The following is a 17848-nucleotide window of genomic DNA, read 5'->3' as shown; positions in this document are numbered from 1 at the left end:
TCCATGACGAACACACAGAACGTCACCGAGTTACAACCACGTATGACCAGAGAACAGCTTATCGACGCAGCTCGTAAGGCCGCCCCTCTCCTCCCTGCCGCTTACGGCTGGATGGTTAACGAACTGGCTACGCGCCTTGATGTTACCAGCGTCGCGCTTTGTGAGGCGTTGGCACAGCGTAAGGAACTGGCTGAGCAGAACTCCACCCTGCGTGAGGATGTTGCCATCTGGGCCAAAGAGTGCGACCGCATCGAAGAGCGCCACACCAAAACGCCTAGCAACATGCATCTGCTGGAAGCTCAGCGAGAATTGCGTGAGCTATCTCCTGTGGTCATTTCCATGAATAGCGAGGTTGCTCTCTAATGGCTAACTCATTCAAGCAAATGACCCGTGACGGGACAATCAAGCGCACAGATACCGGGATGTTCATCAGTCTCGATGAAATCTATGCGCGTGAAGGTTTCAACAAGCGTGAAGACGATGAACGCACCCGCCAGGCTGATGATGACCTGTTCAGCTATCTGATGAACGGCGGATCAGTTCCACCACTGGAAGTTATCGCTCGTGATGAAGGTGGAGTGTGGGTTGTTGAAGGTCACCGTCGCCGCCGATGCTATGCACGCTGCGCTGAAGCTGGCAAGCCAGTAGACCGCATACACATCATGCCGTTTAACGGTAACGATGTTCAGCGCCTGGCGCGCATCATGACCAGTAACAACCAGCTGCCACTCTCCGATATGGAACAGGCTGCAGTTATTCAGGAGCTGCATAACGCCTTCAACCAGACCACCAGCGAGATTGCAAAACTGGTCAACAAATCTGTGCCGACTGTTGAAAAACTTCTGCTACTAAGCGCTGCTAACCACGACGTACAGCGGGAAGTTAAGTCCGGTACCGTGTCAGTAGATGTAGCTGTGAACCGCGTAAAAGAGTTCGGCGAAAAAGCCGGTGAGGTTCTTCAGAAGGATAAAGCTTCTGCTGCTGCCAAAGGTAAGAAGAAAGTTACCCGTAGCGTTATAGCGCCAGAAATTAGCGTGAAGAAAGCGCGTCGTCTTGTAGAGCTGATCAGCCTGGCAGGTATAAGCGACACAGGTGTTATCTCTCTCGAAGGATTGGTCCATGCAGAAGTGCTGGAAATTATCGACGAGCACAAAGCTATCGCCGCTCATCGCCATGGAGCAACATCATGATTACCGAAAAAAATAATGTTTTTTATTGCGACTGCGGATTTTTTTTCCAGAGAGGTCGCAGTGGCGCGCATGATTGTGCTGATGGTCTGCGCAATAAATTGGCCGACTCTGAAGCCAAATGCGCAGCGCTGGCTGCGGAAGTGTACGACCTGAAACATCCTGGCACATACCTGCCATCGAAACGCGAAACGCCTGCTTTAGACGCTTTCCTGGCTGAGGTGCGGGCCAGTGCAATCACAGATGCACTTAAATCGCTAGATGGGGTGTTTGACACTGACTGTGTTATGGAGTCGAACGGAATCAGCTATGAAGACGCAGAGCAGCGCACAGCAGGAGCTTACGCAGTTTCAAAGGCTCTCGATGAGTTCGCAGCCCAGTTTCGCAAAGGAGTGCAGTCGTGATTACCGGAACCTCTCATTACGACGAAGTGCCAATGGTGCCATGCACAATCTGCGGCGGTTACTACAAGGCTGATGAGCCAGAGACACACACCTGCGAGGCGCGTGAAGAATGAAAGACGAAGATTTAGACCGCTGTCCGCGCTGCAAAGAGGATATGTGGAAAGGACAGCAGTTGTGCCGTAACTGCCAGCATGAAGATGATATGGAAGAATGGCCTGGTGGTGAAGGCATAGAGTGCGATATCTGCGGACACATAAGCGCTGACCCAGAAGGTCGCCACTTTTGCAGTGAGGATAATAGCGATGAATAGCCGCCCAATGAGCAGTCAGATCGTAGCAATCCCTGTTGAACGTGACAGGTACGGTTACTGGACCCACCCGCTTTACGATGCATTCTGCGACGGGCGTGAATTTATCTCGCCTGATGAGCTCAACGTCTGGCTGAAAGAAAACGGTCTGGAATGGAAAGTCGATTACCGTGATGAAGATGATTTTGACCCTGAAGTAGATGGATACGATATATCAACGTGGCAACCCGCCCCCCCTGCTGGTTATGGCTGGTTTGTAGGTTCGATCCACGATACCGAAGACGGCGCTGTGTGTATCTGGTTACGTCAAGGAGCAGCAGAATGAGCATTGCTGATTATTCGCATCTGACCGATGAGTCCTCGGATGATTAGCTGCAAGGAAAACAACAAAAAATGACAGCTTAGATTCTCTTCATCTCATTGAGAGCAAGCTTCTTTTTCTTAGACTTAACCTTTTCGGCCAAAAGGAGAGAAAAGATATGTCGCAAATACTTCCTGTCTTTTCCTCCTACAGAGCACTCTCTGTCAAATGTGATCAGTGTTATGACACCAGATTTGTAGAGAGTCTCAGCAATTTTTTTAAAATTACGCTCGCGCAACTTCGCTGCGTTCTCCCTCGCAATGCTTTCAGGGCTATCACCAACAGGCCTAACACTATCAGGACCAAAGAGCGGAGTAGAAACAGAGGCTGCCCTGGCGTTTTTTTTTCGAGAGGCTTTTTTGGCATTTGGGGATGGAATGGATTTGATACGCATGATCACTCCTGTTTTATGGCGGAATAATACGCTTCGAAATTAACAATTTCACTTAGAAATATGGCAGCACTACGCCAATGGAAGTGATCTGTATTTTAGACACATACCTTTAATTTGACGTATGTCGTGCCTGTAGCGATGGGCTCCGTGGCGGATGTTCATCATGCATTTTCTATAAGAGATAGCCGGGTGCAGCCGGTTAAGTGGAGGAACTTATGTCCCGCATGATGCCTTTAATCGACTGGGCACAAGAAGAGTTTGGAGAACAAGCGCCAAGTGAGCGTGTATTGAAAAAATACGCTAAGGGCCGAATGATGGTTCCGCCAGCCGTTAAGGTTGGCCGCTATTGGATGGTTGACCGTGAGGCTCGTTACGTAGGAGTAATAGCCGAACCTGTTGTCCCTGCTAATTCAAACCCCAGATTAAAACGGATCATTGCTGATGGCTGCTAGACCACGCACACACAAAATTTCTATTCCTAATCTGTATTGCAAGTTAGATAAGAGAACTGGAAAGGTTTACTGGCAGTATAAACACCCCATTTCTGGGCGCTTTCATAGTCTTGGAACAGATGAGTCCGAAGCAAAACAGGTAGCTAACGAGGCCAATATCATTATTGCCGAGCAGCGAACCCGGCAAATCCTTCGCGTTAATGACCGCCTTGCAAGAATGCAAGGGAAAAGGACAGATATAACTGTTACTGAGTGGATCGATAAATATATAACGATACAAGAGGATCGTCTCAATAATAACGAACTACGACCAAACTCTTTTCTACAGAAAAATAAACCGTTGCGGCTCTTCAGAGAACACTGTGGTATGCGTCATCTGAAAGATATAGAAACTCTTGATATCGCGGAAATCACCGATGATATTAAAAATGCAGGGCATGGACGAATGGCGCAGATTGTACGTTTGGTTCTGGTTGATGTGTTTAAAGAAGCTCAGCATGCAGGACATGTCCCTCCTGGCTATAACCCAGCGATGGCTACCAAGCAACCACGGCATAAAGTCACCAGACAGCGGCTTTCATTTGAAGAATGGAAGTCAATTTATGATGCGGCAGAGAATCAGCAATCGTATCTGCAATGTGGGATGTTACTTGCTCTGGTCACCGGGCAAAGGCTTGGTGATATTTGTAACATGAAATTCTCAGATATATGGGACGATATGCTCCATATTGAACAAGAAAAGACAGGTTCAAAACTGGCTATTCCTCTTAACCTGAAATGCGAGGCATTAGGATTGACGCTTCGCGATGTGGTTGCAAAATGCCGGGATGCAGTTATTAGCAAATACCTGGTTCACTTTCGCCACTCGACTTCTAAATCGACCAGGGGAGATAGTGTTTCTTCAAGCAGCCTTACAACCACCTTTAAAAAAGCCAGGAATAAATGCGGTATTGAATGGGAAAAAGGAACAGCACCAACCTTCCATGAACAACGCTCTTTATCTGAGAGAATTTATAGAGAGCAAGGGATAGATACTCAGAAGTTACTTGGGCACAGATCAAGAAAAATGACTGACAAATATAACGATGACCGAGGCAAGGATTGGGTTGTTGTCGATGCTAAAACGGGATAATTCTGGTGGGATTTTGGGGAAACGTTTTGGGGAAAGTTTTGGGGAAGATTTTTCTGAGGTAATAAAAAACGGGATCCCATCGGCTCCCGTTCTTGTTTAACCCAGAGTCTGGATTACATGTTCGCGATAATCGCGTCACCAAACTCTGAGCATTTCAGCAGCTTAGCGCCTTCCATCAGACGTTCGAAATCGTAAGTTACGGTTTTCGCGTTAATCGCGCCTTCCATACCTTTAACGATCAGGTCTGCGGCTTCGAACCATTCCATATGACGCAGCATCATTTCTGCAGACAGGATAATAGAACCTGGGTTCACTTTGTCCTGGCCGGCATACTTCGGCGCAGTACCGTGGGTTGCTTCAAACAGAGCGCATTCGTCACCGATATTCGCGCCTGGGGCGATACCGATACCACCAACCTGGGCAGCCAGCGCATCGGAGATGTAGTCACCGTTCAGGTTCATACAGGCGATCACGTCGTATTCAGCAGGACGCAGCAAGATCTGCTGCAGGAACGCATCGGCGATCACGTCTTTAATAATAATCTCTTTGCCCGTGTTCGGGTTCTTGATCTTCTGCCATGGTCCGCCATCGATCAGTTCACCACCGAACTCTTCGGTCGCCAACTGGTAGCCCCAGTCTTTGAACGCGCCTTCGGTGAACTTCATGATGTTGCCTTTGTGAACCAGCGTCACAGAATCACGATCGTTGGTGATAGCATATTCAATCGCTGCACGCACCAGACGTTTGGTTCCGTCTTCAGAGCACGGCTTGATGCCGATACCGCAATGTTCCGGGAAGCGAATTTTCTTCACGCCCATCTCTTCACGCAGGAATTTAATCACTTTTTCTGCATCAGCAGAGTCCGCTTTCCACTCGATACCTGCATAGATGTCTTCAGAGTTTTCACGGAAGATCACCATGTCGGTCAGCTCTGGACGTTTAACCGGGCTTGGCGTGCCCTGGTAGTAACGAACCGGACGCAGACACACGTACAGGTCAAGCTCCTGACGCAGAGCAACGTTCAGGGAACGGATACCGCCGCCAACAGGGGTCGTCAGTGGGCCTTTGATGGCAACACGGTAGTCGCGGATCAGGTCCAGCGTTTCCGCTGGCAGCCAGACATCCTGGCCATAAACTTGGGTCGATTTTTCACCGGTGTAAATTTCCATCCAGGAAATTTTACGCTCGCCTTTGTAGGCTTTCTCAACAGCGGCATCAACCACTTTCAGCATTGCTGGAGTAACGTCTACACCGATACCATCACCTTCAATGAACGGAATAATCGGATTGTGAGGAACGTTAATTTTGCCATTTTGCAGGGTGATCTTTTTACCTTCCGCCGGAACAACTACTTTGCTTTCCATTAACCTCTCCTTCGAGCGCTTCTGGTTGTTACTGATCTTATGTTAATAATTTGTAATGAGCCTCCCGATAGTACCCGAATGTCCGGCGCCATGAAAGGTCTTCGTTATTAGGCTATAATGCGGCAATTGATAAAGTCTGAAAATACCATGAAGAAAACTTCTTTTAGAAATCACCGGGTTGAGCGATTCAGCTCACGACAAGCCACCAGAAGATCGCCAGAAAACCAGCCAAAGCGGGTCATTTTGTTCAATAAACCCTACGATGTTTTGCCACAATTTACGGATGAAGCCGGGCGTAGCACCCTTAAAGATTACATTCCTGTACAAGGCGTGTACGCTGCAGGCCGCCTGGATCGGGATAGCGAGGGCTTGCTGGTATTAACCAACGATGGGGCGTTACAGGCAAAACTCACCCAACCGGGCAAACGGACAGGTAAGGTTTACTTCGTGCAAGTTGAAGGCGAACCGGATGAAGAGACACTTGAAGCCTTGCGCAAAGGCGTAACACTCAACGATGGTCCAACCTTGCCGGCAGGCATTGAAAGAGTAGGTGAACCGGACTGGTTATGGCCGCGCAATCCCCCTATTCGTGAACGTAAATCTATTCCAACCGCCTGGCTAAAAATCACCCTTTACGAAGGTCGTAACCGCCAGGTTCGCCGGATGACCGCGCATGTAGGATTCCCTACCCTGCGACTTATCCGCTACAGCATGGGCAGTTACACCCTGAATTCACTGGCAAACGGTGAATGGCGAGACGTTGCCCCTTAAAGGAGAAATAATGTTCAAACCTCATGTGACGGTTGCCTGCGTCGTTCACGCGCAGGGTAAATTTCTGGTAGTGGAAGAGACCATCAACGGTAAAGCGTTGTGGAATCAACCGGCCGGACATCTTGAAGAGAATGAAACACTGGTGCAGGCCGCAACGCGTGAACTGTGGGAAGAGACGGGTATCCATGCCGTACCGCAGCACTTCATTCGTTTGCATCAATGGATCGCGCCTGACCGCACCCCGTTTTTGCGCTTTTTATTTACCATCGAACTTAGCGAAACGTGCGCCACTGAACCACATGATGACGATATCGATCGCTGCCTGTGGCTGACTGCTGATGAGATCCTGAATGCACCAAACCTGCGTTCTCCGTTGGTTGCCGAAAGTATCCGCTGCTGGCACTCAACGGGGCGCTTACCGCTTGATGTTATCGGAGAATTTAACTGGCCGTTTACAGAGGGTGTCAATGGTGGGGGCGCGTGATAGAATACGCCGCCTTGAAGTTCAATGTCGTGAGTATTCCATGTCAGATAACAGCCAGAAAAAAGTAATCGTCGGCATGTCCGGCGGTGTCGATTCCTCCGTTTCCGCCTACCTGCTGCAACAGCAGGGCTATAAGGTAGAAGGCCTGTTCATGAAGAACTGGGAGGAAGACGATGGCGAGGAATACTGCACTGCCGCAGCCGATCTCGCCGATGCGCAGGCCGTATGCGATAAACTCGGTATCGAACTGCACACCGTTAACTTTGCTGCAGAATACTGGGACAACGTATTCGAGCTTTTCCTTGAAGAGTACAAAGCGGGCCGAACCCCAAACCCGGATATTCTGTGCAACAAAGAGATCAAATTTAAAGCCTTCCTTGAATTTGCCGCGGAAGACCTGGGCGCTGATTATATTGCAACCGGCCACTATGTTCGTCGCGCAGATGTGAATGGCAAAAGCCAGCTGCTGCGTGGTCTGGATGGCAACAAAGATCAAAGCTACTTCCTGTACACACTGAGCCATGAGCAGATCGCACAAAGCCTGTTCCCGGTTGGTGAACTGGAAAAACCTGAAGTGCGCAAAATCGCTGAAGAGCTGGATCTGATCACCGCGAAGAAAAAAGACTCCACCGGTATCTGTTTTATCGGTGAACGCAAATTCCGTGAATTCCTGGGTCGCTACCTGCCAGCGCAGCCGGGGAAAATAGTGACCGTTGACGGTGACGAAATTGGTCAACATCAGGGTCTGATGTACCACACTCTCGGCCAGCGTAAAGGTCTGGGTATTGGTGGTACGAAAGAAGGCAGCGAAGATCCGTGGTATGTCGTCGACAAAGATGTTGAAAACAACATTCTGATCGTTGCTCAGGGACACGACCATCCACGACTGATGTCGGTGGGTCTGATCGCCCAGCAACTGCATTGGGTTGATCGTGAACCGGTTAAAGGTACGCTGCGTTGTACGGTAAAAACACGCTATCGTCAGACGGATATTCCTTGTACTGTCACGGCGCTTGACGATGACCGTATTGAAGTCCATTTCGATGAGCCTGTTGCTGCTGTCACCCCAGGCCAGTCAGCCGTCTTCTATCACGGTGAAATTTGCCTGGGCGGCGGGATCATTGAACAGCGTCTGCCACTGACTGCTGCCTAACACGATTGCACACATAAAGGAGAACGTGTGGCGAAGAATTATTATGACATCACCCTGGCGCTGGCGGGAATTTGCCAGTCAGCCCGTCTGGTGCAACAGCTGGCGCATCAGGGTCATTGCGATGCTGACGCGCTGCACGTTTCACTTAACAGCGTTATCGATCTTAACCCTGGCTCCACGCTGGGTGTCTTCGGTGGAAGTGAAACGAATCTTCGCCTCGGTCTTGAAACTCTGCTCGGTGTACTTAACGCCAGCAACCGTCAGGGTTTGAATGCGGAACTCACTCGCTACACCCTGAGTTTGATGGTACTGGAACGTAAGCTGACGGCTGCAAAAGGGGCGCTCGATACCCTCGGTAACCGTATTGCCGGCTTGCAGCGTCAGCTTGACCATTTTGATCTGCAATCAGAAACGCTGCTCAGCGCAATGGCTGGCATTTATGTCGACGTCATCAGCCCACTGGGGCCACGCATTCAGGTTACTGGCTCCCCTGCTGTGCTGCAAAGCCCACAGGTGCAGGCGAAGGTTCGTGCCTCGCTGCTGGCAGGTATTCGTGCAGCCGTACTGTGGCATCAGGTTGGCGGTGGCCGCCTGCAGTTAATGTTTTCTCGTAATCGCCTGACCACTCAGGCAAAACAAATTCTTGCTCATTGTTAACCTCCCGGAGTTGCGAATTATGGAATTATCCTCACTGACCGCCGTTTCCCCTGTCGACGGACGCTACGGCGATAAAGTCAGCGCGCTGCGCGAGATCTTCAGCGAATATGGTTTGCTGAAGTTCCGTGTACAGGTTGAAGTGCGCTGGCTGCAAAAGCTGGCCACTCAGGCAGCAATCAAGGAAGTTCCTGCTTTTGACAGCCAGGCAAACGATTACCTTGATAAAATCGTTGCCGAGTTCAACGAAGAAGATGCTGCACGCATTAAAACCATTGAACGCACCACTAACCATGACGTGAAAGCGGTTGAATACTTCCTGAAAGAAAAAGTGGCAAGTGTTCCGGCGCTGCATGCTGTTTCTGAGTTTATCCACTTCGCCTGCACATCAGAAGATATTAACAACCTCTCCCACGCGTTGATGCTTTCCACCGCGCGTCAGGATGTGGTGCTGCCTTATTGGCGCAAAATTATTGATGCCGTAAAAGACCTGTCCGTTCAGTATCGCGATATTCCACTGCTTTCCCGTACTCACGGTCAACCAGCCACACCATCCACCATGGGTAAAGAGATGGCGAACGTTGCGTACCGTATGGAGCGCCAGTATCGCCAGCTGGCGCAGGTTGAGATCCTGGGTAAAATCAACGGTGCAGTCGGTAACTATAACGCTCATATTGCAGCCTATCCTGAAGTGGACTGGCATCAGTTCAGCGAAGAGTTTGTGACCTCTCTGGGTATTCAGTGGAACCCGTACACCACGCAGATCGAGCCGCATGACTACATCGCTGAACTGTTTGATTGCATCGCCCGCTTCAACACCATCCTGATCGATTTCGATCGCGATATCTGGGGTTATGTTGCACTGAATCACTTCAAACAGAAAACGATCGCCGGTGAAATCGGATCTTCAACGATGCCGCATAAAGTGAACCCGATTGATTTCGAAAACTCCGAAGGCAACCTAGGTCTGGCTAACGCCCTCCTGCAACATATGGCCAGCAAGCTCCCGGTTTCACGCTGGCAGCGTGACCTGACAGACTCCACCGTTTTGCGTAACCTGGGCGTGGGTATTGGCTATGCGCTGATCGCTTATCAATCCACCCTGAAAGGTGTAAGTAAACTGGAAGTGAACCGCGATCGTCTGCTGGATGAGCTGGATCACAACTGGGAAGTACTGGCTGAACCTATCCAGACGGTAATGCGTCGTTATGGCATCGAAAAACCGTACGAAAAACTGAAAGAACTGACCCGCGGAAAACGCGTTGATGCCGAAGGTATGAAGCAGTTTATTGATGGCCTTGCACTGCCTGAAGACGAGAAAACACGTCTGAAAGCCATGACACCAGCCAATTATATTGGTCGTGCTATCACAATGGTTGATGAACTGAAGTGATGCCCCTCAGCCTCTTTTCCGCCCGGAAAAGAGGCAGCTTTCCCTCGGTTTAATAAATGTTTATCCCCACAACAACATAATCAGCGTTAAACTATTCATACCATTAATTTAGGGAGAAGAGATGATGCGCGTATTGGTTGTTGAGGATAATGCATTGTTACGCCATCACCTGAAAGTACAGCTTCAGGAGATGGGACACCAGGTGGACGATGCCGAAGACGCAAAAGAAGCCGACTATTATCTCAATGAACATTTGCCTGATATCGCCATTGTCGATCTAGGGCTCCCTGATGAAGACGGTCTGTCATTGATTCGTCGCTGGCGTAGCCATGATGTCTCCCTGCCCGTTCTGGTTTTAACCGCCCGCGAAGGCTGGCAGGATAAAGTTGAAGTCCTTAGTGCGGGTGCAGATGATTACGTCACCAAGCCGTTTCATATTGAAGAAGTGGCTGCACGCATGCAGGCACTATTGCGTCGCAACAGCGGACTGGCCTCACAGATTATCTCTATCCCCCCTTTTCAGGTGGACCTCTCCCGTCGCGAATTCTCCATTAATGATGACGTCATCAAGTTGACAGCCTTTGAATACACCATTATGGAAACGTTAATTCGCAACAGAGGTAAGGTTGTGAGTAAAGACTCATTGATGCTACAGCTTTACCCTGATGCTGAACTGCGTGAAAGCCACACCATTGATGTGCTGATGGGACGTTTGCGCAAAAAAATCCAGGCGCAGCACCCGCAGGATGTGATCACCACCGTGCGTGGTCAGGGTTATCTGTTCGAATTACGCTAAATGAAAAGGATCCTGCGCCACATTTTACCCCTCTCTCTACGGGTTCGCTTTTTACTGGCAACCGCAGCCGTTGTACTGGTGTTATCGCTCTCCTATGGCATGGTGGCACTGGTTGGGTATAGCGTGAGTTTTGATAAAACAACCTTTCGTCTCTTACGTGGCGAAAGTAATCTGTTTTATACCCTTGCCAGGTGGGAAAATAATCATATCAGTGTGGAAATGCCGGATAACCTGAACCAGCAAAGCCCGACAATGGCCCTCATTTATAATGAAAAAGGGCAATTATTGTGGGCACAGCGCGACGTTCCCTGGCTGGTAAAACGTATACGCCCTGAGTGGCTCAAAACGAACGGTTTTCATGAAATAGAAGCCGACCTGGACGCGACCAGCATGCTGCTCCGTAACGATCTCTCTCTGCAGCAGAAACTTGATGAAATACGGGCAGATGACAACGAAACGGAGATGACGCACTCCGTTGCCATTAACCTCTATCCCGCCACACTGGGAATGCCGCAATTGACCATTGTGGTGATCGACACAATCCCGGTTGAGCTTAAACGTTCTTATATGGTCTGGAGTTGGTTCGTTTACGTTCTGGCAGCCAACCTGCTTCTCGTAATTCCGTTGCTCTGGGTTGCGGCATGGTGGAGCCTGCGGCCGATTGAATCGCTGGCCAAAGAGGTTCGCGAGCTGGAAGAGCATCATCGTGAGAAGCTCAATCCGGAGACCACGCGCGAACTGACCAGCCTGGTACGTAACCTCAATCGCCTGCTGAAAAGTGAACGTGAACGCTATGATAAATACCGAACAACGCTCACTGACCTCACTCACAGTCTTAAAACACCACTTGCCGTGATGCAAAGTACGTTACGTTCAATGCGCAGTTCAACACTGAGCGTCGACGATGCTGAACCCGTGATGCTGGAGCAAATCAGCCGCATTTCGCAACAAATTGGCTATTACCTGCACCGTGCCAGTATGCGTTCCGGGAGCGCGTTATTAAGCCGTGAATTACATCCGGTTGCACCATTACTGGATAACCTCACCTCCGCACTCAATAAAGTCTATCAACGCAAAGGGGTAAACATCAGCCTCGATATCTCGCCGGAAATCAGCTTTGTTGGCGAGAAGAACGACTTCATGGAGGTAATGGGAAACCTGCTCGATAACGCCTGCAAATACTGCCTGGAATTTGTCGAAGTCTCCGCGCGTCTGACAGAAAATGAGCTGCATATTATTGTCGAGGATGATGGTCCTGGCATTCCGCAAAACAAACGTGATGTGGTGTTTGACCGTGGTCAACGTGCAGATACGCTGAGGCCGGGCCAGGGCGTTGGACTCTCCGTCGCGCTCGAAATTGTTGATCAGTACGATGGAAGAATTGAAACCAGCGACAGCTTGCTGGGTGGCGCGCGAATGGAAGCGATTTTTGGCCGTCAACAGCCAACATCCAGCGATAGTTAACCCGTGATGTGAAAAATGCGAGAATCTCGCACGCAGGCTTCTGTGCTTCCGTTATAATCCGTTTCAGTAAGAGCCTGCGGAATAAAAAAATATGGATTATCAATTAACACTTAACTGGCCCGAATTTATTGAACGTTACTGGCAGAAACGTCCGGTCGTTCTGAAACGTGGCATCAGCAATTTTGTCGACCCACTCTCCCCCGATGAACTGGCCGGACTGGCAATGGAAAACGAAGTCGACAGTCGCCTCGTCAGCCACCAGGACGGCAAGTGGCAAGTCAGCCACGGTCCATTCGAAAGCTATGATCACCTGGGTGAAAACAACTGGTCTCTCCTGGTTCAGGCCGTCAACCACTGGCATGAGCCAACTGCCGCCTTAATGCGCCCTTTCCGCGCCCTGCCCGACTGGCGAATGGACGATCTGATGATCTCCTTCTCCGTGCCTGGCGGTGGTGTCGGCCCGCATCTTGATCAATATGATGTGTTTATCATTCAGGGTACGGGACGCCGTCGCTGGCGCGTGGGCGAAAAAGTGCCGATGAAACAACATTGTCCGCATCCGGACCTGCTTCAGGTCGATCCCTTTGAAGGGATCATCGATGAAGAACTGGAGCCGGGCGATATTCTTTATATTCCACCGGGTTTCCCGCACGAAGGTTACTCGCTGGAAAATTCGCTGAACTATTCCGTTGGCTTCCGCGCGCCAAGCGGCCGTGAAATGATCAGCAGTTTTGCAGACTACGTTCTGCAACGCGAACTGGGCAGCTATCGCTATAGCGATCCGGATGTGCCTGCGCGTGAGCACCCTGCCGATATTCTGCCGCAGGAACTGGATAAGCTTCGCGAGATGATGTTGGGTTTGATTAACGAGCCAGAACATTTCAAACAGTGGTTCGGCGAGTTTGTGAGCCAGTCACGTCACGAACTGGACGTCGCTCCGCCAGAGCCGCCGTACCAGGCGGACGAGATTTACGATGCACTGCAACAGGGTGATAAACTGGTGCGCCTGGGTGGATTACGCGTACTGCGTATTGGGGAAGAGGTGTTCGTCAATGGCGAAAAACTCGACTCTCCTCACCGACCGGCACTGGACGCTATCGCCAGTCATTTGGTGTTAACGGCTGACACCTTTGGTGATGCGCTGGAGGATCCTTCCTTCCTCGCGATGCTTTCAGCACTGGTCAACAGCGGATACTGGTTCTTCGAAGACTAAGTTGTGTATTTTGCCGGGTAGAGGCAGCGCCTTACCCGGCCTACAACCGCTAACAGCGGCGCTTGATTATCGTTTCGCTGTCAACTCTGCGATACGCACAATCACCTTCACCGCTTTTTCCATCCCTTCCAGCGTCACAAACTCATGCTTGCCGTGGTAGTTATACCCACCCGTAAACAGGTTTGGACACGGTAATCCCATAAAGGACAGTTGTGAGCCGTCTGTACCACCACGAATCGGTTTCAGAAGCGGTTCGATATCGCAATCGCGCATCGCTTGCTGGGCAATGTCGAGGATATGCGGATGTTCCATCACCTTCTCGCGCATATTGTAATAGCTGTCTTCAATGATCAGCTCAATATAGCAATCCGGGTGTAGACCTTTGCCCACCTTCTTGGCGATCTCCATCATTTTACGCTTACGCGCTTCAAAGGCTTTACGGTCAAAATCTCGGACGATGTAGTGCATCTGGGCGCTATCCACCGTCCCTTTGATGCTGGTCAGATGATAGAAACCTTCATACCCTTCCGTCATCTCCGGGCTCTCTTCAGCCGGCACTTCCGCATGAATACGGGATGCCAGTGACAGCGCATTCACCATCACGCCTTTGGCGGAACCAGGGTGAACGTTGTTGCCGACGATTTTAATGGTGATCGATGCCGCATTGAAGTTTTCAAACTCCAGTTCTCCGACGCCGCCGCCGTCCACGGTGTAGGCCCACTTCGCGTTAAAGGCTTCAACGTCAAAATGTTTCGCGCCTTTACCGACCTCTTCGTCCGGTGTAAAGGCGACGCGGATGTCGCCATGCGGAATATCCTTGCCTTTTAATACCGCAAGAGCCGTCATAATTTCGGCCACGCCCGCTTTGTCATCCGCCCCCAGCAGGGTTTTACCATCAGTGGTAATCAGCGTCTGCCCCAGCAACTGATGCAACACCGGGAACATCACCGGCGACAGCACTTCATCACCAATGCCCAGCGCGATATCACCGCCACGATAGTTTTCAACAATCTGCGGGTTAACATGTTTACCGCTAAAGTCCGGTGAGGTATCGACGTGGGAGATAAAACCAATCGCCGGGATAGTACCGCTCACATTGGCAGGCAGCGTTCCCATCACAGTGCCTTTATCGCTTAGCGTGACATTGACCAGACCGAGCTCTTCCAGTTGATCTTTGAGCAGGTTTAATAACTTCCACTGCCCTTCGGTGCTCGGAACCTGTCTGACACCCGGTTTAGATTGGGTATCCAGCGAAACGTACTGTAAAAAACGCTCAAGTAATTTATCCATGCAGTCACCCTCACTTTTCGTGACAACATTATCAGTAAGCATCAAAACGCAAATATTGCGTCAGGTCACTTTTATCCCGTAAACGAGAATATTTTCGTTTATGTCGTCATGCGTTAATAAATGTAGCTTATGAATCAGTCACAAGGATTGGCGATTGAGGGGGTTTGCCGTAGAATGTCCGCCCTCATTACGAGTCACCAAGGTGGTTATACACAAACCCCGCTTCGGTATGCCACCCGGAGCGTCTATATGGGACAGCGCCAAAATTGAATACACAATCCCGTTCCTTGTCACCGCTGGTGCAACTGGAACGTATTCGTAAAAGTTTTGATGGTAAAACCGTCATTTCGGATCTCAGTTTGACCATCAATGATGGTGAGTTTCTCACGCTGCTCGGCCCTTCTGGCTGCGGCAAAACGACCGTACTGCGCCTTATCGCCGGGCTGGAAAGCGTCGACAATGGCCAAATCCATCTTGAAAATCATAACATTACTCAGGTTCCCGCTGAAGAGCGTCACGTTAACACCGTCTTCCAGAGTTACGCCCTGTTTCCGCATATGACGGTTTTCGAGAATGTGGCATTTGGCCTGCGAATGCAAAAAACGCCCGCCAGTGATATCGCACCGCGAGTGACCGACGCCCTGCGGATGGTACAACTCGAAGAGTTTGCCCAGCGTAAACCTCATCAGCTTTCCGGTGGTCAACAACAGCGCGTTGCCATCGCTCGCGCCGTGGTGAATAAACCTCGTCTGCTCCTGCTGGATGAATCTTTATCAGCCCTGGATTACAAACTGCGCAAGCAGATGCAAAACGAGCTTAAGGCACTGCAACGCAAGCTTGGCATCACCTTTGTTTTCGTGACCCACGACCAGGAAGAGGCGCTCACCATGTCAGATCGTATCGTGGTCATGCGCGATGGCAAAATCGAACAGGATGGTACGCCACGTGAAATCTACGAAGAGCCGAAAAACCTGTTTGTCGCCAGCTTTATTGGCGAGATCAACATCTTCGATGCCACGGTCATTGAACGTCTGGACGATCAGCGGGTGCGGGCGAACGTGGAAGGCCGCGAGTGTAATATCACAGTCAACTTTGATGTTGAACCAGGACAAAAACTCAACGTCCTGCTGCGCCCTGAAGATCTGCGCGTAGATGAGATCCACGAACATGCCGAAGCCGAAGGACTCATCGGTTATATCCGTGAGCGCAACTACAAAGGGATGACTCTGGAATCCGTGGTTGAGCTGAAAAATGGCAAAATGGTGATGGTCAGCGAGTTCTTCAATGAGGACGACCCCGACTTTGACCACTCACTCAATCAGAAAATGGTTATCAACTGGGTAGAAAGCTGGGAGGTTGTACTGGCTGATGAAGAACACAAGTAAATTCCAGAATGTGGTGATTGCCACGATCGTCGGTTGGCTTGTGTTGTTTGTTTTTCTCCCCAACCTGATGATCATCGCCACCAGCTTCCTGACCCGCGATGATACGAACTTCGTTAAGCTGGTCTTTACGCTGGATAACTACTCACGCCTGCTCGATCCGCTCTATTTTGACGTGTTGTTGCATTCACTCAATATGGCGCTGATAGCGACCGTCGCCTGTCTGGTGCTGGGCTATCCTTTCGCGTGGTTCCTGGCGCGCCTGCCGCAAAAGGTGCGCCCACTGTTGCTGTTTTTACTGATTGTTCCCTTCTGGACCAACTCATTAATTCGCATTTATGGTCTGAAAATATTCCTCAGCACCAAAGGCTATCTGAACGCGTTTCTGCTGTGGCTGGGTGTGATTGATACGCCGATCCGCATCATGTTCACACCGGGAGCAGTGATTATTGGTCTGGTCTATATCCTGCTACCGTTTATGGTGATGCCACTCTACTCCAGCATTGAAAAACTCGATAAACCCTTGCTGGAAGCCGCAAAAGATTTGGGCGCGAACAAGCTACAGACCTTTATCCGCATCATCGTTCCACTGACAATGCCAGGCATTATTGCAGGCTGCTTGTTGGTGATGTTGCCCGCTATGGGGCTGTTTTACGTCTCGGATCTGATGGGAGGGGCGAAAAACTTGCTCATCGGCAACGTCATTAAGAGTCAGTTCCTGAATATTCGCGACTGGCCATTCGGCTCCGCCACCAGCATTACGCTGACCCTGGTGATGGGTCTGATGCTGCTGGTGTACTGGCGCGCCTCGCGACTGCTTAATAAGAAGGTGGAACTCGAATGATTGGTCGACTGCTTCGCGGCGGTTTTATGACCGCCATTTACGCCTACCTGTATATTCCAATCATCATTCTGATTGTGAACTCGTTCAACAGCTCGCGGTTCGGAATCAACTGGCAAGGCTTTACCACGAGCTGGTACAGCCTGCTGATGAACAATGACAGTCTGTTACAGGCAGCCCAACACTCGCTGACGATGGCGATCTTCTCGGCAACCTTTGCTACTCTGATTGGTTCGTTAACCGCTGTGGCGCTCTATCGCTACCGTTTTCGTGGTAAACCGTTCGTCAGTGGGATGTTATTTGTGGTGATGATGTCGCCCGATATCGTGATGGCGATTTCGCTTCTGGTGCTGTTTATGCTGCTGGGCGTACAACTGGGGTTCTGGTCGCTGCTGTTTTCCCATATCACGTTCTGCCTGCCTTTTGTGGTCGTCACCGTCTTTTCACGTCTGAAAGGTTTTGATGTACGCATGCTGGAAGCGGCAAAAGATCTCGGTGCTAGCGAGATGACGATCCTGCGAAAAATCATTCTGCCGCTGGCGATGCCTGCCGTCGCCGCTGGGTGGCTGCTGAGCTTTACCCTGTCAATGGATGACGTAGTCGTCTCTTCCTTCGTCACCGGTCCGAGTTATGAAATTCTACCGTTGAAAATCTATTCGATGGTGAAAGTCGGTGTCTCACCCGAGGTGAACGCACTGGCGACAATTCTGTTGGTGTTATCGTTGGTTCTGGTCATCGCCAGCCAGCTTATTGCTCGTGATAAAACTAAAAGCCAGGTAAAACAGGCTACTCTCAGGGGACGTTAA

The 17848-nt window shown here is 50.4% G+C and carries 21 protein-coding genes; 18 read left to right on the top strand and 3 right to left on the bottom strand.

Features of this window, described 5'->3' with window-relative positions; translation table 11 throughout:
* The first annotated feature begins 3 nt into the window (after positions 1–3).
* The 5 genes from HV346_RS08735 (at position 4) to HV346_RS08715 (ending at position 2223) form a co-directional block, all read left to right on the top strand.
* Positions 4–363 carry a hypothetical protein gene (locus tag HV346_RS08735; protein WP_181623116.1) on the top strand — a complete coding sequence of 120 codons (360 nt, stop codon included), beginning with the start codon at positions 4–6 and terminating at the stop codon, positions 361–363.
* Positions 363–1190, top strand: a complete 828-nt coding sequence (locus HV346_RS08730; protein ID WP_181623115.1) for a chromosome partitioning protein ParB — start codon at positions 363–365, stop codon at positions 1188–1190. The genes HV346_RS08735 and HV346_RS08730 overlap by 1 nt, the downstream gene beginning before the upstream one ends.
* A complete protein-coding gene (locus HV346_RS08725) occupies positions 1187–1591 on the top strand; it encodes a hypothetical protein (protein WP_181623867.1) in 405 nt (134 codons plus the stop codon). Before HV346_RS08730 ends, HV346_RS08725 begins: the two co-directional genes overlap by 4 nt.
* A 109-nt stretch (positions 1592–1700) precedes the next feature.
* Positions 1701–1901, top strand: a complete 201-nt coding sequence (locus HV346_RS08720; protein ID WP_181623114.1) for a hypothetical protein — start codon at positions 1701–1703, stop codon at positions 1899–1901.
* Entirely contained in the window at positions 1894–2223 is a 330-nt protein-coding gene (locus HV346_RS08715) for a hypothetical protein (protein WP_249415131.1), read from the top strand. Before HV346_RS08720 ends, HV346_RS08715 begins: the two co-directional genes overlap by 8 nt.
* 76 nt (positions 2224–2299) lie before the next feature.
* On the opposite strand, the gene HV346_RS08710 is transcribed toward HV346_RS08715, so the two are convergent.
* A complete protein-coding gene (locus HV346_RS08710; RefSeq protein WP_181623113.1) occupies positions 2300–2653 on the bottom strand; it encodes a hypothetical protein in 354 nt (117 codons plus the stop codon).
* 215 nt (positions 2654–2868) lie between these two features.
* Between HV346_RS08710 and HV346_RS08705 the strand changes: the two genes are divergently transcribed.
* Together HV346_RS08705 and HV346_RS08700 are read left to right on the top strand one after the other, a co-directional pair.
* Complete coding sequence (locus tag HV346_RS08705) at positions 2869–3105, top strand: excisionase (RefSeq protein ID WP_181623112.1); 237 nt, start codon at positions 2869–2871, stop codon at positions 3103–3105.
* A complete protein-coding gene (locus HV346_RS08700) occupies positions 3095–4237 on the top strand; it encodes a phage integrase Arm DNA-binding domain-containing protein (protein ID WP_181623111.1) in 1143 nt (380 codons plus the stop codon). Before HV346_RS08705 ends, HV346_RS08700 begins: the two co-directional genes overlap by 11 nt.
* A gap of 113 nt (positions 4238–4350) precedes the next feature.
* Here the strand turns inward: HV346_RS08700 and icd are convergent, their stop codons facing one another.
* Positions 4351–5601 (bottom strand): NADP-dependent isocitrate dehydrogenase, encoded by a 1251-nt coding sequence (gene icd / locus HV346_RS08695; RefSeq protein WP_181623110.1) that lies wholly within the window; start codon positions 5599–5601, stop codon positions 4351–4353.
* A 117-nt stretch (positions 5602–5718) separates the two neighbouring features.
* Between icd and rluE the strand changes: the two genes are divergently transcribed.
* From rluE to HV346_RS08655, 8 genes are all read left to right on the top strand, one after another.
* Positions 5719–6372 (top strand): 23S rRNA pseudouridine(2457) synthase RluE, encoded by a 654-nt coding sequence (gene rluE, locus HV346_RS08690; protein ID WP_181623109.1) that lies wholly within the window; start codon positions 5719–5721, stop codon positions 6370–6372.
* A 10-nt stretch (positions 6373–6382) separates the two neighbouring features.
* Entirely contained in the window at positions 6383–6856 is a 474-nt protein-coding gene (locus HV346_RS08685; protein WP_181623108.1) for an NUDIX hydrolase, read from the top strand.
* Between the two features lie 40 nt (positions 6857–6896).
* Positions 6897–8009, top strand: coding sequence for a tRNA 2-thiouridine(34) synthase MnmA (gene mnmA, locus HV346_RS08680; protein ID WP_181623107.1), 1113 nt, complete (start codon positions 6897–6899; stop codon positions 8007–8009).
* A 27-nt stretch (positions 8010–8036) separates the two neighbouring features.
* Positions 8037–8666, top strand: coding sequence for a high frequency lysogenization protein HflD (gene hflD, locus HV346_RS08675; RefSeq protein ID WP_181623106.1), 630 nt, complete (start codon positions 8037–8039; stop codon positions 8664–8666).
* A gap of 19 nt (positions 8667–8685) precedes the next feature.
* Positions 8686–10056 carry an adenylosuccinate lyase gene (gene purB, locus HV346_RS08670; protein ID WP_181623105.1) on the top strand — a complete coding sequence of 457 codons (1371 nt, stop codon included), beginning with the start codon at positions 8686–8688 and terminating at the stop codon, positions 10054–10056.
* A 124-nt stretch (positions 10057–10180) separates the two neighbouring features.
* Positions 10181–10852 carry a two-component system response regulator PhoP gene (gene phoP, locus HV346_RS08665; RefSeq protein WP_181623728.1) on the top strand — a complete coding sequence of 224 codons (672 nt, stop codon included), beginning with the start codon at positions 10181–10183 and terminating at the stop codon, positions 10850–10852.
* The gene (gene phoQ / locus HV346_RS08660) at positions 10853–12316 is read left to right on the top strand and encodes a two-component system sensor histidine kinase PhoQ (protein ID WP_181623104.1); all 1464 of its coding nucleotides are present in this window, start codon (positions 10853–10855) and stop codon (positions 12314–12316) included.
* A 91-nt stretch (positions 12317–12407) separates the two neighbouring features.
* Positions 12408–13529 (top strand): cupin domain-containing protein, encoded by a 1122-nt coding sequence (locus tag HV346_RS08655; protein WP_181623103.1) that lies wholly within the window; start codon positions 12408–12410, stop codon positions 13527–13529.
* A gap of 66 nt (positions 13530–13595) precedes the next feature.
* Here the strand turns inward: HV346_RS08655 and pepT are convergent, their stop codons facing one another.
* On the bottom strand, positions 13596–14819 hold the full coding sequence (gene pepT / locus HV346_RS08650; RefSeq protein ID WP_181623102.1) for a peptidase T: 1224 nt from the start codon (positions 14817–14819) through the stop codon (positions 13596–13598).
* A 266-nt stretch (positions 14820–15085) separates the two neighbouring features.
* On the opposite strand from pepT, the gene potA reads away from it, so the two are divergent.
* Genes potA through potC form a run of 3 tightly spaced genes read left to right on the top strand, consistent with a single transcriptional unit; the run spans position 15086 to position 17848 of the window.
* Positions 15086–16204 carry a spermidine/putrescine ABC transporter ATP-binding protein PotA gene (gene potA / locus HV346_RS08645; protein WP_181623101.1) on the top strand — a complete coding sequence of 373 codons (1119 nt, stop codon included), beginning with the start codon at positions 15086–15088 and terminating at the stop codon, positions 16202–16204.
* On the top strand, positions 16188–17045 hold the full coding sequence (gene potB / locus HV346_RS08640; RefSeq protein WP_181623100.1) for a spermidine/putrescine ABC transporter permease PotB: 858 nt from the start codon (positions 16188–16190) through the stop codon (positions 17043–17045). The genes potA and potB overlap by 17 nt, the downstream gene beginning before the upstream one ends.
* Complete coding sequence (gene potC / locus HV346_RS08635; RefSeq protein ID WP_181623099.1) at positions 17042–17848, top strand: spermidine/putrescine ABC transporter permease PotC; 807 nt, start codon at positions 17042–17044, stop codon at positions 17846–17848. The genes potB and potC overlap by 4 nt, the downstream gene beginning before the upstream one ends.

Origin of the sequence: Enterobacter sp. RHBSTW-00994, from assembly GCF_013782625.1 — a bacterium.
Classification (GTDB): domain Bacteria; phylum Pseudomonadota; class Gammaproteobacteria; order Enterobacterales; family Enterobacteriaceae; genus Enterobacter.
This window is presented reverse-complemented; position numbering and strand designations above follow the sequence as displayed.